The sequence below is a fragment of the Chryseobacterium sp. SC28 genome, assembly GCF_003932955.1.
GTDB lineage: Bacteria > Bacteroidota > Bacteroidia > Flavobacteriales > Weeksellaceae > Epilithonimonas.
In genome coordinates this window covers 14,598-40,863 of sequence record NZ_QOVY01000013.1, presented here as the reverse complement: position 1 = coordinate 40,863, position 26,266 = coordinate 14,598, and the positions used below count along the sequence as shown (strand labels likewise).

The 26,266-nt window shown below is 39.2% G+C and carries 24 protein-coding genes; 13 read left to right on the top strand and 11 right to left on the bottom strand.

What is annotated here, in order from left to right; all coding sequences use genetic code 11:
* Positions 1-228: 228 nt before the first annotated feature.
* Positions 229-807, bottom strand: a complete 579-nt coding sequence (locus DTW91_RS08710; protein ID WP_228412692.1) for an L-threonylcarbamoyladenylate synthase — start codon at positions 805-807, stop codon at positions 229-231.
* 263 nt (positions 808-1,070) lie between these two features.
* On the opposite strand from DTW91_RS08710, the gene DTW91_RS08705 reads away from it, so the two are divergent.
* Both DTW91_RS08705 and DTW91_RS08700 read left to right on the top strand, forming a co-directional pair.
* The gene (locus tag DTW91_RS08705; RefSeq protein WP_125203004.1) at positions 1,071-3,536 is read left to right on the top strand and encodes a TonB-dependent receptor domain-containing protein; all 2,466 of its coding nucleotides are present in this window, start codon (positions 1,071-1,073) and stop codon (positions 3,534-3,536) included.
* A gap of 37 nt (positions 3,537-3,573) precedes the next feature.
* Complete coding sequence (locus DTW91_RS08700) at positions 3,574-4,800, top strand: hypothetical protein (RefSeq protein WP_125203003.1); 1,227 nt, start codon at positions 3,574-3,576, stop codon at positions 4,798-4,800.
* Between the two features lie 195 nt (positions 4,801-4,995).
* On the opposite strand, the gene secG is transcribed toward DTW91_RS08700, so the two are convergent.
* From secG to DTW91_RS08685, 3 genes are all read right to left on the bottom strand, one after another.
* Entirely contained in the window at positions 4,996-5,325 is a 330-nt protein-coding gene (gene secG / locus DTW91_RS08695; RefSeq protein ID WP_125203002.1) for a preprotein translocase subunit SecG, read from the bottom strand.
* A gap of 196 nt (positions 5,326-5,521) precedes the next feature.
* Positions 5,522-6,172: a ribulose-phosphate 3-epimerase gene (rpe, locus tag DTW91_RS08690; RefSeq protein WP_125203001.1), complete on the bottom strand. Its 651-nt coding sequence runs from the start codon at positions 6,170-6,172 to the stop codon at positions 5,522-5,524.
* 85 nt (positions 6,173-6,257) lie between these two features.
* The gene (locus DTW91_RS08685) at positions 6,258-7,334 is read right to left on the bottom strand and encodes a M42 family metallopeptidase (protein ID WP_125203000.1); all 1,077 of its coding nucleotides are present in this window, start codon (positions 7,332-7,334) and stop codon (positions 6,258-6,260) included.
* Between the two features lie 57 nt (positions 7,335-7,391).
* Between DTW91_RS08685 and DTW91_RS08680 the strand changes: the two genes are divergently transcribed.
* Positions 7,392-8,096 (top strand): DUF4294 domain-containing protein, encoded by a 705-nt coding sequence (locus tag DTW91_RS08680; protein WP_125202999.1) that lies wholly within the window; start codon positions 7,392-7,394, stop codon positions 8,094-8,096.
* A 76-nt stretch (positions 8,097-8,172) separates the two neighbouring features.
* Here DTW91_RS08680 and DTW91_RS08675 read toward each other — a convergent pair whose 3' ends face one another.
* The 3 genes from DTW91_RS08675 to DTW91_RS08665 form a co-directional block, all read right to left on the bottom strand.
* Positions 8,173-8,802 carry a LolA family protein gene (locus DTW91_RS08675; RefSeq protein ID WP_125202998.1) on the bottom strand — a complete coding sequence of 210 codons (630 nt, stop codon included), beginning with the start codon at positions 8,800-8,802 and terminating at the stop codon, positions 8,173-8,175.
* A 147-nt stretch (positions 8,803-8,949) separates the two neighbouring features.
* Positions 8,950-11,538 carry a T9SS-dependent M36 family metallopeptidase gene (locus DTW91_RS08670; protein WP_125202997.1) on the bottom strand — a complete coding sequence of 863 codons (2,589 nt, stop codon included), beginning with the start codon at positions 11,536-11,538 and terminating at the stop codon, positions 8,950-8,952.
* 138 nt (positions 11,539-11,676) lie between these two features.
* Positions 11,677-11,967, bottom strand: coding sequence for a putative quinol monooxygenase (locus DTW91_RS08665; RefSeq protein WP_125202996.1), 291 nt, complete (start codon positions 11,965-11,967; stop codon positions 11,677-11,679).
* A 125-nt stretch (positions 11,968-12,092) separates the two neighbouring features.
* On the opposite strand from DTW91_RS08665, the gene DTW91_RS08660 reads away from it, so the two are divergent.
* Entirely contained in the window at positions 12,093-13,427 is a 1,335-nt protein-coding gene (locus DTW91_RS08660) for a dihydrolipoamide acetyltransferase family protein (RefSeq protein ID WP_125202995.1), read from the top strand.
* 314 nt (positions 13,428-13,741) lie between these two features.
* Here DTW91_RS08660 and DTW91_RS08650 read toward each other — a convergent pair whose 3' ends face one another.
* Genes DTW91_RS08650 through prfB form a run of 3 tightly spaced genes read right to left on the bottom strand, consistent with a single transcriptional unit; the run spans position 13,742 to position 16,143 of the window.
* On the bottom strand, positions 13,742-13,975 hold the full coding sequence (locus DTW91_RS08650) for a hypothetical protein (protein ID WP_125202994.1): 234 nt from the start codon (positions 13,973-13,975) through the stop codon (positions 13,742-13,744).
* Between the two features lie 32 nt (positions 13,976-14,007).
* The gene (locus DTW91_RS08645) at positions 14,008-15,006 is read right to left on the bottom strand and encodes a hypothetical protein (RefSeq protein ID WP_125202993.1); all 999 of its coding nucleotides are present in this window, start codon (positions 15,004-15,006) and stop codon (positions 14,008-14,010) included.
* A gap of 24 nt (positions 15,007-15,030) precedes the next feature.
* Positions 15,031-16,143 carry a peptide chain release factor 2 gene (gene prfB, locus DTW91_RS08640; RefSeq protein WP_125202992.1) on the bottom strand — a complete coding sequence of 371 codons (1,113 nt, stop codon included), beginning with the start codon at positions 16,141-16,143 and terminating at the stop codon, positions 15,031-15,033.
* A gap of 784 nt (positions 16,144-16,927) precedes the next feature.
* Here prfB and DTW91_RS08635 point away from each other — a divergent pair.
* The 9 genes from DTW91_RS08635 (at position 16,928) to DTW91_RS08595 (ending at position 25,326) form a co-directional block, all read left to right on the top strand.
* Positions 16,928-17,485, top strand: coding sequence for an RNA polymerase sigma factor (locus DTW91_RS08635; protein ID WP_125202991.1), 558 nt, complete (start codon positions 16,928-16,930; stop codon positions 17,483-17,485).
* Positions 17,466-18,167 (top strand): hypothetical protein, encoded by a 702-nt coding sequence (locus DTW91_RS08630; RefSeq protein WP_125202990.1) that lies wholly within the window; start codon positions 17,466-17,468, stop codon positions 18,165-18,167. The genes DTW91_RS08635 and DTW91_RS08630 overlap by 20 nt, the downstream gene beginning before the upstream one ends.
* Positions 18,168-18,173: 6 nt before the next feature.
* Complete coding sequence (locus DTW91_RS08625) at positions 18,174-19,250, top strand: hypothetical protein (RefSeq protein WP_125202989.1); 1,077 nt, start codon at positions 18,174-18,176, stop codon at positions 19,248-19,250.
* Between the two features lie 162 nt (positions 19,251-19,412).
* Positions 19,413-19,826 (top strand): hypothetical protein, encoded by a 414-nt coding sequence (locus tag DTW91_RS08620; RefSeq protein WP_125202988.1) that lies wholly within the window; start codon positions 19,413-19,415, stop codon positions 19,824-19,826.
* Between the two features lie 95 nt (positions 19,827-19,921).
* The gene (locus DTW91_RS08615) at positions 19,922-21,103 is read left to right on the top strand and encodes a thiolase family protein (protein ID WP_125202987.1); all 1,182 of its coding nucleotides are present in this window, start codon (positions 19,922-19,924) and stop codon (positions 21,101-21,103) included.
* Between the two features lie 138 nt (positions 21,104-21,241).
* Positions 21,242-22,723, top strand: coding sequence for an MFS transporter (locus DTW91_RS08610; protein ID WP_125202986.1), 1,482 nt, complete (start codon positions 21,242-21,244; stop codon positions 22,721-22,723).
* Between the two features lie 85 nt (positions 22,724-22,808).
* Positions 22,809-23,735 carry a mevalonate kinase gene (locus DTW91_RS08605; protein ID WP_125202985.1) on the top strand — a complete coding sequence of 309 codons (927 nt, stop codon included), beginning with the start codon at positions 22,809-22,811 and terminating at the stop codon, positions 23,733-23,735.
* A gap of 170 nt (positions 23,736-23,905) precedes the next feature.
* Positions 23,906-24,823: a UbiA family prenyltransferase gene (locus tag DTW91_RS08600; protein WP_125202984.1), complete on the top strand. Its 918-nt coding sequence runs from the start codon at positions 23,906-23,908 to the stop codon at positions 24,821-24,823.
* A 14-nt stretch (positions 24,824-24,837) separates the two neighbouring features.
* Complete coding sequence (locus DTW91_RS08595) at positions 24,838-25,326, top strand: GNAT family N-acetyltransferase (RefSeq protein WP_125202983.1); 489 nt, start codon at positions 24,838-24,840, stop codon at positions 25,324-25,326.
* Positions 25,327-25,329: 3 nt separating this feature from the next.
* Here the strand turns inward: DTW91_RS08595 and DTW91_RS08590 are convergent, their stop codons facing one another.
* The gene (locus DTW91_RS08590) at positions 25,330-26,124 is read right to left on the bottom strand and encodes a S1/P1 nuclease (RefSeq protein ID WP_125202982.1); all 795 of its coding nucleotides are present in this window, start codon (positions 26,122-26,124) and stop codon (positions 25,330-25,332) included.
* Positions 26,125-26,266 lie beyond the last annotated feature (142 nt).

Below are 26,266 nucleotides of genomic sequence, written 5' to 3'. Positions count from 1 at the left end.
CCTATTTTTGCGTTGGATTTTTAGGATTGGGAAAATAGGAAGATACGCCCAAATCCCGAATCAAGACATTTTGACTTTAAAAATTGAATCGAACACTGCAATCGGGAAATTCTGTCCGCAAAAACGTTTCGGTATTTTTTTTGAGATTAGAATGAAAACAAAAGTAGTTTTTTTTTCATAGTTTATTTTTCCGGCGGATGATCTTGCAAAAGGTCATCCGCCGGTTTTTTATTCTCTCAAAACTTTGATTTGGTTGTTGTTCCAAACTTTGATGACGGAGGAGCCCGAGAATTCCGAAACCTTGTCGTGAAATTCTTCTACTATATAATCTACTGAGTTTTTTATCTCATCGGAAATATCACTATATTTCATTGGCGATTTTTGTCCGCTCAGATTAGCCGAAGTTGATACTAAAGGTTTGTTGAGCTTGGTGATGAGTGTTTTGCAGAAATCATTTTTGACCACTCGGATGCCGATGCTTCCGTCTTGGGCGAGCAATTCTTTTGGCAGATTTTTAGGCTTGTCGTAGACGATGGTTACGGGTTTTTCGCTGAGATCCATTATTTGCCAAGCCATTTCGGGAACATCTACCAAATCTTGGAGACGTTTTTCTGATTCTACCAAAATAATAAGGGATTTGTTGGTCTCTCTTTTTTTTATTTCGAAGATTTTTTTGATGGCATCTGTGTTTGTAGCGTCGCACCCGATTCCCCAGATCGTATCGGTGGGGTAGAGAATGCTTCCTCCGGATTGTAAAATTTCGACGACTTTGGTAAAATCCATGGTTGAGGCTGCTTTTTGGGAAATTGGGGGTGTTAATAGATTTTTAAAAATTCAAACCACTGATTTACAGTATTTTAATAATTTAAAAGCATTTTTGCAGTTAGAATTATCTGTCGCAAATTTAACAATAAATGAACGGATTTTTAAAAATACTTAATCTGTTAATATTGATTTAATATTACCTTGGTTTTGGTAACAAGATATTAAAGATTAATTGTTAATTATTATACATTAGGATTGCTTTGTAAAGCATTTCTTTGGCAACGAAGAAAAAAGTAAATCCAAAAATGAAAGTAAAAACAATAAGCATCAGTGCTTTGTTTCTCTGTATGTCAACCACAATTCTGTTGGCTCAAACGACTACCGATACACTCAAAAATGAAAAGAAAATCGATGAGGTAAAGATCATTGGGAATGCCAAAAAAGGTGCCGAAGCCAATATCATCAATACCCAGAAAAAATCTGTGGAAGTGATAGAGAGAGTGGGAGCTGTGCAGTTGGAAAAACAGGGCATCGGGGATGTGGCTTCGGCAGTAACCAAAGCAACCGGAACCCAGAAGCAAGAAGGAAGCGGACAGATCGTGATCCGTGGCTTGGGCGACCGCTATAATGCCACCACCCTCAATGGACTAACCATTCCTTCGGACAATCCGGAATATAAAAATATCAATCTCGAAATTTTCAAAACATCTATCATAGAGTATATCTCTCTGGATAAAGTATATAATCCGAAGCTCTCGGGCGATTTTGGCGGCGCCAGCATCAATATTGTTTCAAAGGAACATTCGGGCAGACCTTACTTCAAAGTGGAGATTGGCAGCAGTCTCAATCTTCAGACTTTTGACAAAAGCAACTTCAAACTTCAGGACGGTGGTCCGGGATTCTTTGGCTACGAAGAAGCAGATTTTAGAAAAGGAAATCCTTACGTCACTTATCCGTTCAAAACACAGTGGAATTTTAAAAATGCCGAAAATCCTTTCAACTCCAATATGAGTTTTGAGGGTGGCTACAGCTTCGGGAAATTATCTGCTTTCGCCTATGCAGGATTTGAAAACAGTTACGTTTACAGTTCCGGTCAGGAAGGCTTCTATGATGCGACCGGCGACGCTATCAAAGCATTGAATGTAGAACGCTACACCTATGGCACAAACAGTACGGCATTGGTCAATCTGGCTTATAAATTGAACTCCAGAAACAAGATCAATTTCACCAGTAATTTTATCCATTCGTCCAGTCAGGATGCCCGTTTTTTCAACGGTTATATGCGGGAAATCGGGACAAATGTGATTATCAACCGAGGGGATAATAAGATTACATCTACTTGGATCAACCAATTGTATGGTAATCACAAACTCACAGACACTTGGTCTGCAGACTGGGGTGTGGGTTACAATATGTTGAACAGCAAACGACCAGACAGGCTTCAGAATACTTTTGATGCCAATACCAATAACTTGATTGCCAGCAGTGCGATCAATAACCACCGATATTTTGATGAGTTGAAGGACAATACAGTCAATGGTTTTGTAAGCCTATCCAAACAAATTAACGATCTGAAAATAAACCTCGGCTACAACGGTACTTATAAAGATCGCCAGTTCGACAACACAACGATTGGTCTTAACTTCTCCGTCATTACAGCGGTAGATCCCAACAACGTAGATGCCTTTATCAATGCTTACAACAATGGCATCATCACCTACAATACCTTCAGGACAAATAGTGATCTTTTCAAACCATTTTATTATAACTTTAAACAGAATATCCAGTCCGGATTTGCAAATTTCGATTATAAATTCAGCGAAAGATTGGTCGTTCAGTTGGGAGGCAGATATGACTATGTAGATCTAAAGACCGACTGGGATGATGTCATCTTTCCAAACGGAAAGAAAGACAAGACCTATAAAAAGTTTTTGCCGGCGTTTAATGCCAAATACAGCGTCAACGACAAACAGAATCTGAGACTTTCCGCATCCAAAACTTATACCTTGCCGCAAGCAAAAGAATTGATTCCGATTGCGTACTACGATGTCACCAGTAACGTTTATGGTAATCCATCATTATATCCGTCCGACAATTACAATGTAGATCTGAAATGGGAGATTTTTCCTAATTCCGGAGAAGTATTTTCCATCACGGCTTTTGGGAAATATATCGAAAATCCAATTGCCCGCACGACATTTTCTACAGCATCATCCAGCGACCAAACATACTTTAACATCGCCAATTCCGGCTACGTTGTGGGAGCAGAGGTGGAGCTGAGAAAAGACATCTACAAGTGGAGCGCTTCCAGACTGTACACTTTTATGAACGCCACCTATATGCACTCTGAACAGAAACTAAAATCCGAAGCAGAATTGTCTTTGGAAAATGAAGGCAAGATCATTCAGTTTGCCAAGGATAAAGAAGACGTGCAGGGCGTCGCCGATTTCCTAGCCAATGTCAACCTAGGATACAACCAGAAATTTGCGGATAAAAATTCCGTAGACTTCGTAGTGTCTTATTCCTATGTCGGGAAGAGCTTGTTCGCGCTAGGAACCAATAATGTCGGGAATTTATACGAAAACCCCATTCATATTTTGGATGCCAACCTCAAGTTCTATTTTGATCAGATAGGCATAGGAATCAGTGCAAAAAACCTGATCAACTCCGACAATAAAATCGAACAAGTTATAGACAATGTTGGTAAATATACCAACCGCAGCTACACCAAAGGAAGGCAGATAGGCCTAAACTTATCTTATGAATTTTAAAAAAAAATTTAAATAATAATAATTAAAAATTGACTTTATGAAAAAGAACTTTTTTAAAGCAGCTTTATGCTTAACGATGATGGCGTCGGTCTCCACGCTTTACGTCTCTTGTAATGATGACGATGATAATAACGACGTTGTACCCGCTGGACCTACCATCGATCCTGCCAACTTCAAAGGCTCAATAGCTACCGGTACAACGGTAACTTTAGATCCTTCAAAGACTTATAATCTGAATGGTAAACTTCTTGTGGAAAATGGGGCGACTTTGATTATCCCTGCAGGAACCAGAGTGGTTGGTGCTCAAGGTGCCAACTATCTGATTGTGGACAGAGGGGGTAAAATCTTCATCAACGGTACGCAAACCAATCCTGTTGTTTTCGAAGGTGCTCAGCACACACAAGGATATTGGGGAGGTATCGTGGTTTTAGGAAATGCACCAAGCAACAGAAGTGCTTCCGGAACATCCACTTCCGAATTGGGAGATCTTACCTACGGCGGAACCAACAAAGCTGATAATTCCGGAGTTATCAAATATCTGGTTATCAAGGACAGCGGTTTCAAATATAACCCGGAAAAAGAATTCAACGGTCTTTCTCTTTTTGGAGTTGGAAGCCAAACAGTGGTTTCTTACGTCAGCATAACAGATGGTGCCGATGATGGTATAGAATTCTTTGGAGGAAATGTAAATGCGGATCACCTTGTAATCTTAGGAAATGGTGACGACACTTTTGACTGGACAGAAGGATGGCAGGGAACTGCGGAATATATCTATGCTGCAAGGAAAAAAGAATACGTAAATGCTGCAGAGCCGGGAAACAGAGGTATAGAAGCCGATACACAAGACACAGATCCCAATACCAACAACGGTAATGGCGCCTCAAATCCTACAATCAGAAATGCTACTTTTATTGGTAACGTCAAGGGATCTGAATCTCAAGGTATGAAAATCAGAGCTGGTTCCAACGGTAAGTTTGACAACATTGTACTCGCAAATTATACTACCGGTCTTGATTTTGAGACAGATAGAACCTATGCTTGGTTTACAAGTGGATCATATATGACGAATTTCAAATTTGTAAATGTGTCAACTCTTGTGAAAGCTAAAAATACCACAGTATATCCTGATGCTACTACGACCTTATCCACAGTCTTCTCTGTAAACGAAAACGCTGTTGGAGCCGGAAGTGTCACCGCTTTGCCGGAGTGGGGAAAAGGATGGTCTGGTGTTGTCGCTTTTGATGTGGCAGATGCAGGTAACTAAGAGGTTACATAATTAATTAGTACTTTCTTTTTTCTTCATATCAAATCAAATTTTATTTGAGCCCGCAATTGAGTTTGTGGGCTTTTTAATGGAATAAACTTTCATTTTCGATATAAAAATTTGCTCATAGAATTGAACAAAAAAAATCGCCGAAGCATTTCAGGCGATTTCTATTTTTTTAGAATAATCTCTACGTTATTTTGTTGCCGGCAATTGATTTGAGGTCGGAGCTTGATTTGCGGGCGCCTCAGATTTTACAGGCTTAGGCGTCGTGGGCGCCGCTTGGGACGGTTTTCCCGTCAGGACAATACTGAGCAAGATCAAAACAACGATCGTGGCACCCAGAGTCCACGTTGCTTTTTCCATAAAATCATTGGTTCTCTGCACCCCAAAATTGGCAGCAGATGTGCCTCCGAAAGTACCGGAAAGTCCGCCTCCTTTTGGATTTTGAGCCATAATGATGATAATTAATAGGATGCAGGCAATGATAATCAGAATCATAAACAGCGTAAATATTGTGCTCATAATATAGTCTTAGGGATCAATTTTGAAGCGCAAATATATGGATTTTTAATCAATAAAAACATTAATTTCTCAATAAAATGTTCAGTGGAAAATGGATTAGGTTTAACAAAAATAAACATCGGTAAAGCAATTATCGTAAGCGATAAAGATAGTTTCGGAAAAAAAACCAAAAATTTGATATAGAGAGACTTAACTCCTAAAATTTAAGCAGCTCAATGGTTCTCTCGGGATCCTGTGACGAGAAAACCGAATGACCCGCAACGAGAACGTCGGCTCCGGCCTCAAATAATTTGGAAGCATTGTCGAGCGTCACGCCGCCGTCAACTTGGATCAAGGCGGTGGAACTGTTGCTAAGGATCAAATCTTTGGTCTCGCTGATTTTTTTGTAGGTATTTTCGATGAATCTTTGTCCGCCAAACCCGGGATTGACGCTCATCAATAAAACCAAATCGACGTCTGCAATAATATCTTCCAACATCAAAACCGGCGTCGCAGGATTCAGAACTACGCCGGCTTTCGCGCCTTTGCTTTGAATCTGGTGAATGGTTCTGTGAAGATGAACGCAGGCTTCGTAATGCACGGAAACGAGATCTGCTCCCAACTCGATGAATTCTTCGACATATTTTTCCGGCTCCACGATCATCAAATGGACGTCCACGAATTTCTTGGCGTGCTGCTGAACGGTTTTCATCACAGGAAATCCGAAAGAGATGTTTGGGACAAAACGGCCGTCCATCACATCTACGTGGAACCAGTCTGCCTGAGAACGGTTGAGCATCTCGATATCCCTCTGGAGATTCCCAAAATCTGCGGAAAGAAGGGAAGGTGCAATCAGTTTTGTTTTCATTTATTTAAGATGGGATTATAAAAATACTGAAATCATAGTCCATAATTTGATAAAATATTTTGGGCGATTACTGATTCTACTTATTTTAATGATATTTCAATTTCATTGTTGGCTCTATTTTCAGAAGGCTTTCGTAGATTAGTTTAATAACATTGCCTACGTCTTCTTTGGCAACCATTTCCACCGTGGTATGCATATATCGCAAAGGCAGAGAGATCAATGCACTTGGAACGCCACCGTTGGAATGGGCAAAAGCATCCGTGTCAGTTCCGGTGACCCGGCTTGAGGCAGCTCTTTGGAAAGGGATTTGCTTTTCTCTCGCGGTCTCGATAATCAATTGCCGAATGGTGTGGTGAATGCTTGGTGCGAAGAAAACCACCGGTCCGTCGCCACATTTTTGGTCGCCTTCTTTTTTCTTTTCGATCATCGGCGTGCTGGTGTCGTGTGTCACATCTGTCACAATGGCAATGTTGGGTTTGATGGTGTCGGCAATCATATCGGCGCCGTAGAGACCCACTTCTTCCTGCACGGAATTGGTGATGTAGAGCCCGAAAGGAAGTTTATTCTGGTTTTCTTTTAAAAGTCTTGCCACTTCGGCGATCATAAATCCTCCGATTCTATTGTCCAAAGCACGGCAAACGAAATACCGGTCATTCAGTTGGAAAAATTCATCCGGATAAGTAATCATACAACCCACAAAGATTCCCATTTCCTCAACTTCCTTTTTGCTTGTCGCACCGCAGTCGATGAAGATATTCTCCAGTTTTGGTGTGGGTTCATTTTGATCCGCACTTCTCGTGTGGATGGCAGGCCATCCGAAGACGCCCTTTATCAAGCCCTTTTCTCCGTGGATATTGACCACTTTGGAAGGAGCAATGGTTTGGTCAGATCCGCCGTTTCGGATGACGTAGATCAATCCATCATCCGTAATGTAGTTCACGTACCACGAGATTTCGTCTGCGTGGGCTTCTATCACGACTTTAAACTCAGCTTCGGGATTTACAATGCCATAAGCGGTTCCGTAATGATCGACCTCGATTTTATCTACAAAAGGTCTGATATAATCCATCCAAACTTTCTGACCTTGATGTTCGTAGCCGGTGGGCGATGCGGTATTCAAATATTCTTGTAAGAATTTAATTGATTTCTTTTCGAATTTCATCTTTGATTAGGAATGATTTTTGATTGCACTCTTTGTTAATTTGATGATGTAAAAGTAATGATTTTTCGTAAACTGATAGCGGTTCTCTTTTTATTTATAGGTATGCTTTACTATTCTCAAACGGATACTTTGCAAATAAAGTCTTTTGACGAAATACCTAAAAGCAGACTACAAAAGGACGAATTCGGAAACGAATATTTCTACGATGAGGTGCAGAAGGCTAAGATCTACAAGATCAATGGGGAACAGGTCGTGGTGCTCGATGAGCTAATCTTGAGAGCAAACCCACATTTTAACAATCAACTCGACAAGAATTTTTATTTTTTCCTTAATAAAAAGCTCAATCGTGTTTATCCTTTGTTCTTAGAAGCGCTGGAGCAATATCGAAATATCAAAATTGAAAGCGCCAATTTAAAAGGTGCTGCAAAAAGCAGGTTTATCAAGCAGAAACAAACAGAGTTGGCTGCAAGCTACGAGAAGCAACTTCGGGAACTCACCACCTCGGAAGGTCAGGTTTTTGCTAAGCTCATGAACAGAGCCACCGGAAAAACGGTGTATGAAATTATTAAAGAGCTAAGAGGCGGATGGAGTGCATTTTGGTGGAATGTAAAAGGAAATGTGGCCGAGATCAGTTTGAAAACACCTTATGATCCTCATAAATACCGAGAAGATCTTTTTATAGAATCCTTGCTGCAGTCCAATTGGAATCTGGGCTACCTTCAACCCTATCCCGGAGCCAATGATTTTAAAGTTACCAAATGAGATGATGACAAAACCCCAAACAAAAATGCATTACCGAAAAAGTAATGCATTCTTATTTTTGATCAATTTCCGATTTTTATAATTCTGTGATCAGATAGTTTTGGTATTTTGACTTGTCGAAGGTGAAAAGTGACGTGGGAAGATTTTGATTCTCTTTATAATTCATAATTTTAATGACTGCCAAGCCATCATTTTTAGAAACCTGCTCTATTTTGACCAGCTTTTTCTGCGGTCTGTTCACGTAGAGCATCACTTGTTTCAAACCATTGGGTTTGGCAGGTGTCATTTTGATCACATCCACCGGAATGCCGTTGAGCACTTTTTTCCCGGCATAGCGTACGTTATAATCTTTTTTATAGGAATCGAGGTAGCTCAATGGCGAAAATGCTACTTGATTTTCGCTCGGTTTTGCAATGGTGATTTCCTTGTCATCTTCATTAATATTGTAAATTTTGGAGCCGTCAAAAAGTTGCTCCGTACCCATAATTTTCAATCTGTACTTGGCATTGTCTGAATAAAATATTCCGGTTTGTGTAGATGACCCGGAAGTGTACGTAAATTTGAAATAGGAATTTTTTTTGCTTTTGTAATTGTTTGTAAGATCATCAAGTATGGTCTTCGACTTTGGGTCAATGGTCTGACCGAATATCATACCCATCGATAATAATGCTGCAATAAATAAAGACTTTCTGAAATAATTTTTCATTTAATATTTTCAATTTATGGTTTTACAAAGGTAAGTTCTCAATATTAATGCCAATTTTCGATGACTGACAAAGTTGGTGCGGGACAGAAAAAAATCCCTTCCCGAATTGGGAAAGGATGTAAAAATGTCAGGATGAGAAAATGAAGGCTATTCTACGATCAATTTCTCGGCTTGGGATTTGCCATTTTCTGTAATTACAACAAGGTAAGTGCCTTTTATAAGTCCTTTGGTAGAAATAGACTCTGAGCTGTTTTTCTTTCTCTCAAGCGTTTTTATCAATTTTCCGTTCATATCCAATATGTCCACTTTCAGGATTGCATTGCCCACCGTCGGAGTAGTTTTGAGGAAGAATTCTTCTTTTGCAGGGTTGGGATATATTCCGAAGGCTTTATTTTTAATAATATCGTCTGTTGCGAGTACGCAAGCTGAAGGAATATCGAATTTTTCAACCTGATCTGCAATATTCGAAGCGGTTCCGGCAGAGGCGGATAGACCAAGACCTCTTCTGGCAAAGACTTTCCATATAAGGCAATTGTCTGCACCACCGGCTAATTGATCCGCCTGCAAGATCGCATCTCTTCCGGAGACGAAATTGGGGTTGCAAGGTTGCAATTTAAGCCCGTCCATTACCAACTGCAAGGTCTTTGCACTTCCTGAATTGGGATCGGCCGTAATGTCGTAATTATATCCATATTTTTCGGCCATTGCCCAATGAAGATCCCAAAGCATGGTTGCCCAGATCTCTCCTACAGCGTGCGGCTGCCCCCCGGTAGCATTCGTATCGGCGTAAGTATGCGGATTGACACTCATATCGGTCGTATATTTGTAGCTTCGTATGCCTTGACCCGTAGGAAAACTATTGACGGAATAAGTAGCAATACCTCTGGCGGTTGTGGCAGTATAACTTGGCGTATTGGTGAGCATCAGAGCAAAGAAGTCCGACCATCCTTCGCCCATTTGTTCCAAACTATTAAGACAGTTGTAGCCACTTGCGGTCAGCCGGTTCGAGATGCCGTGACCGTATTCGTGAATCATCACTCCGTTATCAAAACTAGAATTTTTATAGCCTACTGCCAAATCTTTTAAATTCACATTCACCGTTCTGCCGCCGTTGATTTCTGCCATTATAAAATCTCCTTCGTCTTTTGGAATCATCACAGTGGGAATCGTAACGTTTGTAACGCCGGATATGTAGATATCGGACACAAGGTTGGAACTCGTTCTATGGACAATCATCCCGATTGCACCGGCATCCTGTACTGTTTTCGCTTTTACGTTGTAGGCGCAACCGCTCGTATTTACCATCGCGATTTTGCCGGCAAGGCTACCGGCGGGCAAAGCTGTACAACCTGTTGCTACAGATGGTAAAGCGATGTCGGCTGTAATGCCTGTTTCCATCAACTGCTTCCCGAAATTGGCCACGCCTGTATTGACATCTGGCCTCGCAGCATATACAGGATCCGTGTAGAATAACCTTTTTTTGAGCGGAACGTTGTAATTCCAAAGATACATTTGCATGCGGGGTGCCTGCACGACATAAGTGCCGCCTCCGTTTAGTATTTCGTATCCGGAAGCAAAATTAGCATTGTTGTAGCCACTTCCGTCAAAGCCTTCTGCCCGCACCGCATCGTTGCCCGCGCCACCTCTTGCGAAATTGTTGGTTTGGAAATTCCGAGTTGCTTCTGTAAACCCGAATTTATAAAAAATATCATGAATCATGTTATTGGCATAAAACAGATTGGTAATAGCAGAACTTCTATTGTCATAAGCACTCAATGTGCTGCTTTCAGCAAAAGGAAAATCAAAAGTCAGACTGCCGGTCGTAGTACTTTGCGGAGAAAAACCATTGAGACTATTGGTAGATGTGTTATCCACGTATGCCAGCACGTTATTTCCTCTGGTGGTGGTGTAAGTCGTCGTCCCATCCGACTGCCAGCCTTCGGGCGATGCCGTTGGATCCCACGGATTTGTAAGCAAAGATCTTGAACCAAACGTCGGTGCTTCCGTTGGAAACGGAAATACGTTGTAAGTAGCATCGGTAATAGCTTTGGTCGGCTTTTTAGACGTCTGGTTTTGAGCTACGTTAGTCACGGCTCGATTAGCAGTCTCTTCCGTATGATCTCCGTAGCGATTGATGTCAAAAGCACATTCATCAATCATATTGTTTTTTTCCAGAATCTCACCATCCGCAAGACTTACCATTATACTGTAATACTTATTCTCCTTGCTTTGATTGATGAAGAATAGCTGAGCAGGCACCAAGCCATTTTCTTTCTGGAAATAGAAACGAAGATTCACAATTTTGTCATCCGGCAGGTTGATGAGGTCGCCATCTTTCTCATCCATCAGCTGAAATCCTGATTCTTTGATATCCAATGCACGCAGCGCAGCAGAGAAAGCCTCAGACTTATCGATTTTATCTGCTACAATATTGTGATTAACTATCGTAAAATTATTGTTGAAGGAAACTATTTTTCCGTCTTTGATAACGGCTTTAGCCAGAGATTTGTAGATCGGCGTATTGCCATGATATTGCTGCACGTTCACAATATTCGATTTCAGACTGGCAGAATTATCTTCGTTTAAGATTTTAAATTCAGCAGCAGGATTGTTGCGAAAACTGACATCGTTTTGAATAAAATTTTTGATGAGGTTCTCACTAGACTGGGCATTGAGGCTGGCAAATAGAAAGAAGACGCCCATCCCGGCACATTTAGACAGATGATTTATTTTCATATTAAACTGTAAATTATTTGTAAAAAATTAGTTAACAAAAATATTTAAAAATTTCTTTCTTTTATCAATAAATGCAAATATATTTTGATGTTTTAAAGATTTATTAAAATTAGCGGTTATATTTTATCAATAAAAGAATCAGAAAAGTTTATTGCCCATATAGACTATGGTAGGATTTTCCAACATCGGAGCGATGTCTTCGCGAAAATCTGCCAAATAATCGGAAACTTGATGGCTATGCAAATCTTCTGCAGATTGCCAATTTTCGTGGACGAAAAAAACACCTTTGTTTCTGTGATCTTCGAAAAGGTCATACTGCACGCATCCCTGCTCCTTACGGGTTTCTATCACCAGTTTTTTTAGTAGTTCGATAGCGTCCATCATCGCATTCTCTTTGATATGAAAGACCGCACTTAAGTAAATTTGCATTATCTAACGGTATAAAATATTTGACAATCAAATGTATAAAAAAAACATTTCGCAATCTTGAAAAAAATACAATTGTATAATTCACAAAAAAAAAGTATTTTTGGAAAAATTCATAAACCAAGACAATGGCAGAATACAAACTACTGCTCCCAAGTATGGGCGAAGGGGTAATGGAAGCGACAATCATCAATTGGATGTTCAATGAGGGCGATGCCGTAAAAGAAGACGAATCTGTGGTGGAAATAGCCACAGACAAAGTAGATTCTGATGTCCCGACACCCGTATCGGGGAAAATCGTCAAAATTCTGAAACAAAAAGATGAGGTGGCAAAGATTGGTGAACCCATTGCCATATTGGAAACCGAAGATGATTCTCATCCACAGGAAACTCCGGAAGCAAAATCTTACGAGGAAGTACAACACGAAATTCCTCAGCCCGATCCGGACGTCATCAGTACTTTGGAACAGCCGTTATCCGACGTTTCTAAATCTACCAATCAAAATTCGGATCTGTATCTTTCTCCTTTGGTAAAATCGATCGTGCAGCAAGAAAACATCTCCGCAGAAGAACTGAAAACCATCAAAGGTACAGGGTTGGATGGCCGAATCACCAAAGAAAATATTCTGGATTTTGTAAATAATAGAGGTAAAAAAATTGAAACCCCATCAGCGGCGATTGCTCAAACACCGCAGGAGGATATTCCAACTCCTCAACCTGTATCTCCTCCGGCTCAGCCGATTTCTATAAGTGCAGGTGATGAGATTATCCAGATGGATCGGGTGCGAAAAATCATTGCTGATGCAATGGTGAGCAGCAAACACACCGCTCCGCACGTGACTTCCTTCATAGAAACCGATGTGACCAACGTGGTATCGTGGCGGGCAAAAAACAAAGATTCTTACCAAAAGAGAGAAGGCGAAAAACTGACTTTTATGCCGATATTCGTTAGAGCCATTGTGAAAGCCATTCAGGATTATCCGATGATCAACGTTTCTGTGGATGGCGATAAAATCATCAAGAAAAAGAATATCAATATCGGAATGGCAACGGCTCTTCCGGACGGAAATCTGATTGTTCCCGTGATCAAAAATGCAGATCAATTAAGCTTATCCGGTTTGGCAAAAGCAATCAACGATCTGGCTTACAGAGCACGAAACAAAAAACTGACGCCTACCGACACACAAGGCGCCACTTACACCATTACCAACGTCGGAACTTTCGGAAACCTGATGGGAACGCCGATTATTCCGCAGCCTCAAGTTGCAATTTTAGCTGTTGGAGCTATTGTGAAAAAACCCGCCGTTATCGAAACGGAGTTTGGAGATGTGATTGCGATTCGTCAGAAGATGTTTATGTCGCATTCTTATGACCATAGAGTAGTGGACGGCAGTTTAGGCGGAATGTTCCTGAAACACGTCAACGATTATCTCGAAAATTGGGACCTCAATACAGAAATATAAAATCAAAGCCTCAGAATTTTCTGAGGCTTTTTTATGTTTTTCTTTTATTTGGAGATTGTCGGTTGGAGAAAAATGATAAAATTTCAATGTTCTCATTTTTTATACGATAATACATTGAATTGTATTTCAGCAAAACTGCTTTATGAATATTCCGATTTTCTGAAATTGGAAAAAGATTAGGATTTTTTGAGATTAGCGCAAGTATATTTTCAATTTTTTCAGCCAATTTTTTAATTTATTTTTCTGAAAAATTCTTTTCGAGATATTCAATGGTTTGAGCTAATTCTCTTAAGGCATTTGGCGTCCAAACAATTTCATAACCACTTTTCATACAGCTTTCTTGCTTCAGAATGTGGTTTTAAATCGTTTTTATCTGCTTCAGAAATTCCCTTTTCAATAGATTGTTTTTCTTCTTCAGAGATAGATTCCCACCAATCTTTAATTTCTTCCTGTCGGAATTTTAAAAGTTTTTCGATAATGGTATTATCCTCCAAAGTCGATAGCCATTGGATTAATTCAAGTTTTTTATTGAGAATTTGTGTATTCATTATTTCAATACTTTGAATCAAATTTATAACATTTATTTTAGAAAAGGATTTTCGTACTCGTGTTTTCCAATAATTTCTTTACCGTGAATCCAAAGATTTTTTCCCTTGAAGTCTTTTGAAAATTTTTCTATTTCTGATTTTGGATAGCTATCTCCTAAGAAAACATTTTCTACATTTTCCAAATAAATCAATACTTTGTCAAGTGGACGGGAATTAGAAGTGACTAATGTTTTCAAAGATTTTGAATTATTAATATCTTTAAATGTCTCAATGTTTTTGTTAGCATCTAAATATAAATATGACAAATTATTAAGTTTATTGACGAAATTAATTTGAGACAGATTTTTTAAATTTTGTAATTCTAAAGCTGTAAGATGTTTGCAATTTGATATAATGGAGTTCAATTCCTCATTATCAAAATTTCTAATTTGATGAATAGATAATTTTCTAAGATTTTCTACCTGAGTTATTCCATTTATGTCTTCATAGCTTCCCAGAGTGAGCCAAATATCAGTAAGGTTTTTTAACTTAGAAAGAAAGTCTAAATTTTTTGTTTTGATTTCTCGTAAGGTTAAAAATTTTAAACTCTGAAGACTTCCGACTTTGTCAACATCTTTTGATATTGATGTGTAAAGGATTTCAAGTTTATTTAAATTTTCTAAGATTTTTAATGATACAGTTGATTTTACATTCTTAGATATGCCTAATTTTTTTAAATTATGTAAATCTTTTATTTCTTCTAAATTATTAGTTTCCCAAAGGTCAATTTGTAGATTTTCCACAAAATTTAGTGATTTCCAATCTATAGAATTTTCGGAATAATTTCCATAAAATCGTAAATCCATTTTACTATTACTTTTTAGAATATTAATTACTAATTCTAAATGTTTTTTCTGTGGAGCTTCACTGAACTGAATTCTATAAATTTGATTTACTCTATTTAATAAATCAGCTTCAGTTACAACTTGAAATTTTCCACCTATATTTAAAGTAATTTCTTCCCCAATGTTGCAAAGTATATTTTTAGTCATTTTAAAAAAATAAAAAATTGAACTTTACAACTCATCCATCTCCCCACTTCCGGCTTGCCCTTCATTCATTAGATAAGCTTTTAAAAAAGGCGTGATATTCCCGTTCAGAACGCCGTCCACATCCGAGGTTTCATATCCCGAACGGACGTCTTTTACCAATTTGTAAGGATGCAGCACATAATTTCGGATCTGCGAACCCCATTCGATTTTCATTTTTCCGGCTTCGATTTCGTTTCTGGCTTTCAGGCGTTCTTCCAATTCCATTTCATAAAGTCTTGATTTCAGGAGCTGCATCGCCTTTTCCTTGTTCTGAAGCTGAGAACGCGACTCTGAATTTTCAATAATAATTCCAGTTGGTGCGTGACGAAGACGAACTGCAGTTTCTACTTTATTTACGTTTTGTCCACCGGCTCCCGAGCTTCGCATTGTTTCAAAACTGATGTCGGCCGGATTGATATTGATTTCAATCGTATCGTCCACCAAAGGATAAACGTAAACCGAAACGAAACTCGTGTGTCTTTTAGCATTGCTGTCAAAAGGCGAAATTCTCACCAATCTGTGAACGCCATTTTCACCTTTCAAATAGCCGAAAGCAAAATCCCCATCGATTTCCAGAGTCACCGTTTTGATTCCGGCCACATCGCCTTCTTGGAAGTTGAGTTCGCGGATTTTGTACCCTTGCTTGTCTGCCCACATCGTGTACATCCGCATCAGCATATTGGCCCAGTCGCAAGATTCTGTTCCTCCGGCTCCGGCTGTGATTTGAAGAACGGCAGAAAGTTCATCGCCTTCGTTGGAAAGCATATTTTTGAATTCAAGATTTTCGATTTTCTCCACCAATTTTGGAAAAGCTTCGTCCAATTCCTTCTCAGATTCTGGGTCTTCTTTTGCGAATTCCATCAAAACCTGAAGATCATCAAATTGCGTTTTGATCTCTTCATAGCTTTCCACCCATTTTTTTTTGGAACGGAGTTGTTTCAGGAAAACTTCGGCGTCTTTGGAGTTGTTCCAGAAGTCGGGGGCGGCTGTTTTCTCGTCGTCGTTGGCGATTTCGATTTTTTTCTTTTCGATTTGGAGGAACTTGTGCAGGTCTTCTATTCTGGATTGGATATCTTTTATTTGGTCTGTGTTTACCACCTTTGTTTTGATTTTTGCAAAAATAAGAAGAAATTAATGTTTAATGGTTGATTCAAAAATTTTAACGCAAAAGGCGCGAAGATTTTTTTATCTAATTGAAAATATTTTAAGGTTCGCAAAGGCGCTTCGCTCAGACAAGAATCATTTTCAATACAATATTGTCGTTCAATAGAAATCTCAACTGCTTATATTTTTACGGAATTAAAGTTTGAAGCAGAAATTTTAACGCAAAGTCCGCGAAGATTTTGACATTCTTGAAAATATTTTAAGGTTCGCAAAGGCGCTTCGCTCAGACAAGAATCATTTTCAATACAATATTGTCGTTCAATAGGAATCTCAACTGCTTGTATTTCCTATGGAATTAAAGATTGAAGCAGAAATTTTAACGCAAAGTTCGCGAAGATTTTGACATTCTTGAAAATATTTTAAGGTTCGCAAAGGCGCTTCGCTCAGGGAAAAATCTTTTTTTGATGCGCAAAACTTTATTTGTTGCGAAGCTGCAATAGGGATAGTAGTGGAAATCCTTTTTTGTGGTTGGTAAATGTTCCAATCAATTGGGGAAAACATCTTCCACAAAAAAGATTGCAACGGATAGCCCGACCCGAGCGGCGGCATTTGGAAAGGCGAGGGGATTGCCCAAATTTTGTAAAATGTATGAGGTAAAACGTAAATAAGTTAAAATTTATTTTATTGATAATCAGTTATATATGATTTAATTTTAATTTATTTTAAAAATCGAGGCAACCATTTTGGTATTTTGCCGTCTTATTGTCAGAAAGATAAAATGAAAACAGAGTTACAACAGATCTTTTCCGAGGCAAAGAAAAACGACCGACTGGCTCAGAAGCGCCTGTTCGAAATGTTTTCGGGGAAAATGTTGTCGGTTGCCAATTCTTATATCAACAATCGGGATGATGCCGAAGATGTTCTGATGAATGCTTTCTATAAAGCGTTTACGAAGCTGGATGACTGTAAAAATCACGAATCGTTTCCGGCTTGGCTCAGGAAAATCGTGGTGAATGATGCGATTAGTTTTATTCGGAAAAATAAACATATTCTTTATGCGGAAACTGAGTTTACAGACGCTATTGCGGAACAGACGGAAGATATCGGTGCGTTTTCGCAAGACATCGATCTGGAAGTGATTTTCAAGGAAATGCCGATTGGTTACAAATTGGTTTTCAATCTTTCGGTTTTTGAGGAGAAGAAACATCTGGAGATTGCAGAAATCCTGAATATCACGGAAGGAACCAGCAAAAGCCAGCTGAGTAAAGCGAAAAAATGGCTGACAGATTATTTTAATCAACAAAACACCAAACAAAATGCAGAATCTGAAATCTAAATACGAGCAAAGGGAAATGCAAGTTTCCAACGGTCTTTGGGACAGATTGGAAGAAAAACTCGACCAAATTCCTGCGAAAAAAGAGAAGCCGAAAATGGTTTGGTTGAAATATGCCGCAGTTGTTTTATTAATGTTTGGTTTGGGCGGAAGTTTTTGGATGATTAATCATAAATCTGACATTCGTGAAAACCAGGAATTGGCCAGTCAAACTAAAAATCGAAATTCAATTCCAATTGAACCGGCGGAAAATAATGAAGTTGAGACAATTAATCCAATCAAAAACAATTCTGAAAATCGAAATGACAGATGGGCTGTTGAAAATAAAGATTCTTCGACTCCGGTCAGAATGACAGAAAAAATTGGAAATGGAGAGCAAAGTTCGATTTCAGATAAAGAAATTTTAATCAAAAATGAAGAAATTTCAATTCCAAAACCTGAAGAAAAACTGGCTCAAAACGACGCTTCCACTTCGCTCAACCCACAGAAACCGAAAGTAAAATATGTGTCATCATCTGACTTACTTTTCGGAGTAGAAATTGACAAAGCGAAATCTGAAATGCCAAAATCGGCGATGGGAATTAATATGTCGAAACCCAAAATAGAGTCGGATTTTCCCAACCCAAAACGCATCAAACTCTTCGGAATCACGCTCTACGAAAAAGATTCTATAACAACCAAATAAACTATTATGAAAGTCAAAATTCTACTTTTGGCAATGCTCTCCAGCTTTGCCACAGCCCAAACTACGCTCGACGACCAGATGAAATCTTACACACAAAAAGTCAATTCCATCGTATCGACAGAAAAGGCGAATATGAAGTCCGAGACCGACAAAATCGATGGCGATTTTTCCTCAGGCAAAATCACAAAAGCGGAACAAATTGCGCAGAAAGAAGCGGTTTCTAAAAAATACGAAATCATCATCAATGAAAAAATCGAGAATGAGCGCCAGCAACTGGAAAATATCACCAAAACGGCCGTAACCAATTCGGTTTACAACACCAAAATGGATACTGTGAAAAGTAAAGATGTTTTTGTCTTCAGCAGCAAGGGCTTGAGCATCAAAAAGAGCGGAAAATCTCCGGCGCAATATCTCAACAGCAGCTCGCTGAACGTGGCTTATGCCTTCGCAAATTTGACTAAAGACAAAGGCAGTTTCAATCCTTTTGAAAACGATTCTGAGATGAGGATCGGGAATTCTCACAGTGTCGAAGTGCAATTTAGAAAAGATAAGCAACTGGGAAACTTCGCCAGTCCGTGGTTTATCAGATACGGCTTGGCTTACAGAACCGACACTTATATGCCGAAACGTCCACAGGTTTTTGTGCAGGAAAATTCGCAGTTGTTCCTTGATAATTTTGAAAATGGAAGGCTCAAACGGTCAAAACTAAGAAATGTTTACCTCACATTGCCGGTTGAGTTTCAGCTTTATCTGAATCCGAAATACACAGAATATGACGGAAAACAATATCTGGACGCCAAAAAGAAAATGTGGAAAATCGGTTTAGGAGCTTACGCGGGAATCAACACGAGAAGCATCGTAAAAGTAAAATATTATAACGAAAATGACCACTTCAAAAAGTATGATTACACTTTGGACGACGGCGTGAATGCGTTTCTTTTCGGAGGGAAATTCAGTTTGGGTTATGGCGGAGTTAATTTATTCATCAAGAAAGATTTCACACCTATTTTTAATGACAGAGCCCTTTTACCAAACAAAAACGGCATCCAAATCGGGATCGAAATTGCCAATATTGACTTCTAATAAAAACAGATTAAATTTTTCATAGAACACTATTTTTATTATTTCTCGAAAGCATACTTTGAAAAAAGTGTGCTTTTTTGATTTTAAATCTTAGAAAAAATTCATCCAACATCACTTTTGCAAATCGAGAATTTTAATTACATTGGCAAAGCGGTTTTAGAAATGAAGAATTTACAATTAATCGGATTGTTTTTGGTTGTGGCTGGCAGTTTTCTGCCGTTGGTTCATATTCCCATCGTGGGCAACTGGAACTATTGGAAAGTGGATAATACACTCGCCATCGTACTTTGGGGATTTTCCTTATTAACACTGGTTTTTATCTTGATTGACAAAACTAAACCTGTGCGAATAATGGCTTTTCTAATGATCTTCCTTTTTGTCTTCACAATTGTTGCCATTAAGTTAAAATCTTTGAATTATTTTAGCTTTTTACCATTCAAATCCTGGCAATCCACTTTCGCAGGAATTGTGAAATTATCCTGGGGATGGTTCATAGCGTTTTTAGGCGCAGTTGTGATTTTATTGGCATCGAGAAGAAATATTAATGCTGACAAAAATAATATCGATAATTATTAATAATTTAGAGCCTATTTAAAAAATGATTCAAAACCATTAAATCACAAAAACATAGGTTAGGAAATAAGTAGCAACATAATCAAAATCAAAAAATAATGAAAGAAGTATTTATTGTGTCAGCAGTCAGAACGCCAATGGGAAGTTTTCTTGGAAGCCTCTCCACGGTGCCAGCGACACAATTGGGAATTACCGCCGTGAAAGGCGCTTTAGACAAAATAAATCTTGACCCGGCTTTGGTTCAGGAAATTTATATGGGCAATGTTTTGCAGGCCGGCGAGGGGCAAGCGCCTGCGAGGCAAGTGGCTTTGGGTGCCGGTTTGTCTATTCATACGCCTGCCACAACGATTAATAAAGTTTGTGCTTCCGGAATGAAAGCCGTCACAATGGCCGCTCAGGCGATCAAAGCTGGCGATGTGGACATTATTGTGGCCGGCGGAATGGAAAACATGTCGATGGTTCCACACTATTTGGATGCAAGAAATGCCGTAAAATTGGGCGATGTAAAACTCCAAGATGGCGTCCTGAAAGACGGGCTGACCGACGTTTACAATAAACAGCATATGGGTGTTTGCGCAGAGTTGTGCGCCCAAGAAAATAATATTAGCAGAGAGGAGCAAGATGCTTTCGCCATCCAATCCTACAAAAGATCTGCCGCTGCTTGGGAAGCAGGAAAATTTTCTGAGGAAGTGGTTCCGGTTTCGGTTCCTCAAAGAAAAGGAGATCCGGTCGTATTTTCAGAAGATGAAGAATATAAAGCCGTTAAATTTGACAAAATCCCGACTTTGCCAACCGTTTTTCAAAAAGAAAACGGAACGGTCACCGCTGCCAACGCCTCCACATTGAATGACGGCGCTTCTGCTTTGATTTTGATGTCTAAAGAAAAAATGGAAGAGTTGGGATTAAAACCGCTTGCGAAAATTATTTCTTATGCCGATGCGGCCGTTGAGCCAGATAGATTCACAATGGCACCTTCGAAAGCTCTACCACTCGCTCTGGAGAAAGCGAATCTTACAAAAGACGACATCGATTTTTTCGAACTGAATGAAGCGTTTTCGGTGGTTGGTTTGGCCAATAGCAAAGTGATGGGACTGGACGCCGCCAAAGTCAATGTCAACGGTGGTGCAGTTTCCATCGGTCATCCCTTGGGAAGTTCTGGTTCCAGAATTATAGTGACGTTAATTAATGTTCTGAAACAAAATAAGGGAAAATACGGTGCGGCAGCCATTTGCAACGGCGGCGGCGGCGCTACGGCCATTGTAATAGAAAATTTGCAATAATTTTTTTAAAATAAATTCAAAAACCCTTTTAGGACTTAGAATCTGAAAGGGTTTTTTGCTGTTAAATTTTGGTTACAAACGCATTTTTTTGTCAACTTGTAATTCCTTTTTTTACATTTGTCTAAATAATTGTTTCCAATGCCTGAATTAGAAAAAGCAATTCCCGAAAATCCGATCAAGAACAACCCCAAAATAATGCGCGCCTGGGCATTCTACGATTGGGCCAACTCGGTTTATTCATTGGTGATTACTTCCACGATTTTTCCAATATATTATTCGATTTTGACGACGGCTTACGAAAAAGACGAATATGTCAAAGAAACCGGACAATGGATCAAAGTTCCGGTGCGGCATCTTGTCAAAATATTCGGGAAAGAATATCAGCCCGACGCTATTTATGGCTATTCTCTCACCCTTTCTTTCCTGATCGTGGTTTTGCTCTCGCCATTTTTGTCCTCCTTGGCCGATACGATTGGGAACAAAAAATCGTTTCTTCAGTTTTTCTGTTATCTGGGTGCCACTTCCTGTATGGGATTGGCGATGTTTACCGGGATGGGAAGCGTTTGGCTGGGATTATTATTCAGTATGACGGCCAGTGTTGGTTTTTGGGGCAGTTTGGTTTTTTACAACTCCTTTTTGCCCGATATTGCAACGCCCGACAAGCAGGATGCGCTTTCTGCCAGGGGATATGTGTACGGCTATATCGGTTCCGTCATTTTGGTGGTGATTTGTCTGGTTTTGATTCAGGTTCTAGCAGAAACTCCCAAGCAGGCTGTGATTTACACCAGAATTAGTTTCCTTTTGACGGGTGCTTGGTGGTTCGGATTTTCGCAATATACTTTCAAATATCTGCCTCAGTTTGGGCAAGTGAAAGATCAATTACCCAAGGATTTGGTTTTGCTTAATTATAAAAATATTTTCAAAAGTCACACCGAGCAAGGCGGTTTTCTGGAGGTTTTGAAAGATAACATCAGTTTTTATATCGATATCGGCAAAGAGAGTTTCCGAGAATTATTCAAAGTGGGAAATCATCTTTTCGGGGACAAAAATCTGAAATATTTCCTTTCCAGTTTCTTTTTCTACAGCGTCGGGATGCAGACCATCTTCCTTATGGCCACCTTGTTTGGGAAAAGCGAAATCAATATGGCTCAGGAAAAATTGATAATGACTTTGCTGCTGATTCAGATTGAAGCCATTATCGGCGCCTTGTTTTTCTCCTGGCTTTCCACGAAAATCGGGAACAAAAATGTCATCAGTATCACCGTGGCTTTGTGGATCGGCGCTTGCCTTTCGGCCTACTATCTCAACAAAGAAAATCCAAATGTAGAATATCAGTTTTACGGCATTGCAGCCATAATCGGTCTCGTGATGGGTGGTTTGCAGGCGATGTCAAGATCAACTTATTCCAAACTCCTTCCAACGGATTCGATGGATAATACCACGTATTTCAGTTTTTATGATGTGTTGGAAAAATTGGCGATTATTTTAGGAACTTTCATCTTCGCTACGCTGATAGAGCAATACAACAATATGCGGTACGCTGCTTTGTCGATGACGGTTTTCTTCGCCATTGGATTGATTCTGATTCGTTTTATGAAAGTGAAAAATAATACCAAATAATTAATGAAAATTTAAAACATCGGTTCGTTTTTTGATAATAGACCACTAATTTATTTTTTGTAAATTTGCAACACCAAAACACAATATGAATAACCCTTTATTTTACGCAAAAATACTTTTGTTCGGCGAGTATGGCATTATCGAAGATTCTCAAGGCCTCACGTTGCCCTACAGTTTTTATAAAGGAACACTCAAATTTTCTGATCTGGACAATGATTTCGAAAAAAAATCCAACCAGTCTTTGGCAAAATATTCCGATTATCTTCTTGATTTAGAGTTGCCTGAAGAATACCAACTGGATGTCGATTCTTTTAGAAATGACATTGAGAGAGGTTTGTTTTTCGATTCTAATATTCCGCAAGGTTACGGCGTGGGAAGTTCCGGCGCTTTGGTTGCTGCGATTTTCGAAAAATATTCAGTTACCAAAAGAGATCCTGAATCTGTTTCCAAAAACGAACTGAAAGATCTGAAGATGATTTTTGGTTTGTTGGAAAGCTATTTCCACGGCAAAAGTTCTGGCATCGATCCTCTGATTTGCTTTATGAATCTTCCGATCCTGATCGAGAGCAAAGAAAGTGTAGATACGGTTTCTATCCCGGCAGAAGAGTTGGGCAAAGGTGCGATTTTCCTCATAGATTCGGGAATGACGGGCGAAACTGGACCGATGATCCAAATCTTCTTCGAAAAGCTGAAAAACGAAGGCTTCCGCAAAACATTGAAAGAAGAATTCATCCGCTACAACAATGCTTGCATCGACGCTTTCCTCAAAAAAGATATGAATCCGTTTTTTCGCAACCTGAAAAAATTATCTGTCTGGGCTTACGAACATTTTCGCCCGATGATCCCGGAAAACATTTTCAAGGCTTGGAAAACCGGCTTGGATTCCAATGCCTATTACCTCAAACTTTGCGGCAGCGGTGGCGGCGGCTACATCCTCGGATTTTCCAAAGATTACGCAAAAGCCGAGAAAATGCTGGAAGGTTTTCACAAAGAAGTGATCTACAGATTCTAGTATCAAGCACGAAAGTCACAAAGGGAAGACTTGAAAATTTGTATTTAAAAGTTTACAAAATTTTGACGTTTTTTGTTGTTCTGAATCTGCTTTTTCAAATTTTTGATTTCTAAATTCATTAAAAATCTTTTGTCACATTTGTGGTCTGAAAGATTGATCTAAAACAAAAAATGACAGAAAAACCAGCTTCCCGAAATGCCCTTTACCGTATTTCTCAGTTGATCGGTTTCATCTCCGGTGCTCGCTTTTCCGTTGCATTTTTGCTCACTTTTGCGCTGTACGTTTCTACGTTTTTTCTGTTTAACAGAGAAGAAAGTTTCCGGAAGTTTGTCTTCGATTACAAAGTCCACGTCATTATCATTTGTGCCGTTCTCAGCATTTTGGCGGGCGGCATTATCAATCGGTTTTACGACAAGGAAAAAGATCAGCTCACGAAGCCTTTTCGATCCAGATTGCAGAGTTTTTTGCAGGAGAAATATTTTCTCACCGCTTATATTTTGCTCAATTTATTATCGCTCGGCTTGGCATTTTTTGTCTCGCATCGGGTCTTTGTGTTCTTTCTGGTTTACCAATTTTTGATGTGGTTCTACAGTCATAAATTGAGTAAAATTATGGTCGTCAACAACATTACTTTCGTGGCTTTGACGCTCTATCCATTCTTCGGAATGTTGATTTATTACCAGACATTTTCCCTCAAGATTTTCTTTTTGGCAATATTCCTATTTCTAATGCTTTTCATCATCGATGTTACAAAAGATACTTTGACAAGAAATGCCGACAAAATCTTTGGTTACGAGACGATTGCCAACCGCCTGGGATTCCGGAAAACGAGGTGGATTTTATTGATTTTATTGATCGTAACCTTTATCGTTTCATTAATTCTAAGTATCGGAATTGGCTTTAGGAATATTATCGCTTGGTACTTTTTGCTCACGATCATTGTCATTGTAGGAACGATTTATATGCTGTTCAGAAATCAAAAAAACGACAAATTCAAGGCATTGAATCTTCTTCGACTGTGGATTTTCGTCGGTATTTTGGCAATTTTATTGGACGGAATCTACCACAAATATCCTTGGTTAATTTAAAATATTTTCAAAAAATGTCAGTCATTATTAGAGAAAATAAAATTGAAGACAACGAGATTCTTGCCGAGATTATCAGAACTTCTTTTCACGATTTTAATGTGAAGAATACCTCCGGAACCGTCTATGCCGATCCCACGACCGACGATCTTTTTTCTTTATTTCAAACGGAAAAATCGGCTTTGTTCGTAGCAGAACAAGATGGTGAAATCGCCGGTTGCTGCGGGATTTTTCCAACGGAAAATTTGCCGGCAGACACCACCGAGCTCGCCAAATTCTATCTGAAAAAAGAGGCGAGAGGGCAAGGTATCGGAAAATTGCTGATGGAAAAATGCCTCGCAAAAGCCAAAGAGTTTGGCTACAAAAAAGTTTATCTGGAAAGCATTCCCGAATTCGGCAAAGCGGTTTCCATTTACGAAAAACAAGGTTTTCAGTATTTGGAAAAGCCTCTGGGAAATTCCGGACATTGCGGCTGCGACCTGTGGATGATTAAAAATCTGGATTGATTTTTAGCCAAAAATATCATTCAAAACTTTCGCCAAGCGAAGTCCGCCGTACAACAATTGTCTTTCAACAGTAGCTTCGTAGCGATAATTGTAATCGTAGCTCAATTTAGAATCTTTCGGCGTGTGAAAATAGATGGAATTGGCAATTTTCTGACTGTCATAAAACCAATCCTCCAGAGTTCCGCCTTGAATATTTTTCGCTTCATCTTTTGATTTATTGTCAAGCAAATTTGCAAATTCGGTGTAAGAATATTTGCGGTCTTCCACCATTTTGGTATCCCAAAGCGAATGCAGATTCGTTGCTTGTCCAAAATAAGTGACATTGATTTTATTCCCACCTAAATCTTCGTAACGTCCCACGTGAAGTGGCTGATGAAGATCGCCAACCAAATGGATGAGAAACATCAAAGCGGTTTTTTTATCGGCGTCCGAAGTGTTTTTATCTTTAATTTTCTTGGCTAAATTTTCAATTTGTGTATAAAGATTCGGGCTTTTCTGCGCTTCTAATGAATCTTTGAATTGTTGGAAATTCTTCTGCGGATTCACGTTGACATAATGCCAAGCGGAAGTTTCTTTCCAAACGCCGGTGGTATCAGACTTGATGAAATCCGGCCAATTGGCGTAGTAGGCCAGTTTCTCGTTGCCCAAAAGTTTTTTGATGTTTCTTTCTGCTTTAGAAGTCAAATGATGCTGCGCAATCTCTGCAATCACCCGATGACCCGTCAATCCCCAAGCAAAACAGTGGATTGAGGAAAAGATTAGAACTGCCAGTGCAAATTTCGATAAAATAGATTTCATTTTGGATTTATTTTCAAGGTACAAAGATAGCTTTATCACAGATTTAATTCCTTGGAAATCTCTATTAAATATTATTAAACTTGAATAAAGCCAAACCGTAATCGTCAATTAATTTCCGTATTTTTGCGTTTTCCCAGAATGA

What these genes read in the sequence shown, in the direction of transcription:
- DTW91_RS08610 (WP_125202986.1), top strand. Translation starts at nt 21,242, where the DNA reads ATGCCTGAATTAGAAAAAGCAATTCCCGAAAATCCGATCAAGAACAAC.
- DTW91_RS08595 (WP_125202983.1), top strand. Translation starts at nt 24,838, where the DNA reads ATGTCAGTCATTATTAGAGAAAATAAAATTGAAGACAACGAGATTCTT.
- DTW91_RS08700 (WP_125203003.1), top strand. Translation starts at nt 3,574, where the DNA reads ATGAAAAAGAACTTTTTTAAAGCAGCTTTATGCTTAACGATGATGGCG.
- DTW91_RS08600 (WP_125202984.1), top strand. Translation starts at nt 23,906, where the DNA reads ATGACAGAAAAACCAGCTTCCCGAAATGCCCTTTACCGTATTTCTCAG.
- DTW91_RS08645 (WP_125202993.1), bottom strand. Translation starts at nt 15,006, where the DNA reads ATGACTAAAAATATACTTTGCAACATTGGGGAAGAAATTACTTTAAAT.
- DTW91_RS08705 (WP_125203004.1), top strand. Translation starts at nt 1,071, where the DNA reads ATGAAAGTAAAAACAATAAGCATCAGTGCTTTGTTTCTCTGTATGTCA.
- DTW91_RS08625 (WP_125202989.1), top strand. Translation starts at nt 18,174, where the DNA reads ATGAAAGTCAAAATTCTACTTTTGGCAATGCTCTCCAGCTTTGCCACA.
- DTW91_RS08635 (WP_125202991.1), top strand. Translation starts at nt 16,928, where the DNA reads ATGAAAACAGAGTTACAACAGATCTTTTCCGAGGCAAAGAAAAACGAC.
- DTW91_RS08590 (WP_125202982.1), bottom strand. Translation starts at nt 26,124, where the DNA reads ATGAAATCTATTTTATCGAAATTTGCACTGGCAGTTCTAATCTTTTCC.
- DTW91_RS08605 (WP_125202985.1), top strand. Translation starts at nt 22,809, where the DNA reads ATGAATAACCCTTTATTTTACGCAAAAATACTTTTGTTCGGCGAGTAT.
- DTW91_RS08680 (WP_125202999.1), top strand. Translation starts at nt 7,392, where the DNA reads ATGATTTTTCGTAAACTGATAGCGGTTCTCTTTTTATTTATAGGTATG.
- DTW91_RS08620 (WP_125202988.1), top strand. Translation starts at nt 19,413, where the DNA reads ATGAAGAATTTACAATTAATCGGATTGTTTTTGGTTGTGGCTGGCAGT.
- rpe (WP_125203001.1), bottom strand. Translation starts at nt 6,172, where the DNA reads ATGAAAACAAAACTGATTGCACCTTCCCTTCTTTCCGCAGATTTTGGG.
- DTW91_RS08650 (WP_125202994.1), bottom strand. Translation starts at nt 13,975, where the DNA reads ATGAATACACAAATTCTCAATAAAAAACTTGAATTAATCCAATGGCTA.
- DTW91_RS08665 (WP_125202996.1), bottom strand. Translation starts at nt 11,967, where the DNA reads ATGCAAATTTACTTAAGTGCGGTCTTTCATATCAAAGAGAATGCGATG.
- DTW91_RS08685 (WP_125203000.1), bottom strand. Translation starts at nt 7,334, where the DNA reads ATGAAATTCGAAAAGAAATCAATTAAATTCTTACAAGAATATTTGAAT.
- DTW91_RS08615 (WP_125202987.1), top strand. Translation starts at nt 19,922, where the DNA reads ATGAAAGAAGTATTTATTGTGTCAGCAGTCAGAACGCCAATGGGAAGT.
- DTW91_RS08630 (WP_125202990.1), top strand. Translation starts at nt 17,466, where the DNA reads ATGCAGAATCTGAAATCTAAATACGAGCAAAGGGAAATGCAAGTTTCC.
- DTW91_RS08675 (WP_125202998.1), bottom strand. Translation starts at nt 8,802, where the DNA reads ATGAAAAATTATTTCAGAAAGTCTTTATTTATTGCAGCATTATTATCG.
- DTW91_RS08660 (WP_125202995.1), top strand. Translation starts at nt 12,093, where the DNA reads ATGGCAGAATACAAACTACTGCTCCCAAGTATGGGCGAAGGGGTAATG.
- DTW91_RS08670 (WP_125202997.1), bottom strand. Translation starts at nt 11,538, where the DNA reads ATGAAAATAAATCATCTGTCTAAATGTGCCGGGATGGGCGTCTTCTTT.
- secG (WP_125203002.1), bottom strand. Translation starts at nt 5,325, where the DNA reads ATGAGCACAATATTTACGCTGTTTATGATTCTGATTATCATTGCCTGC.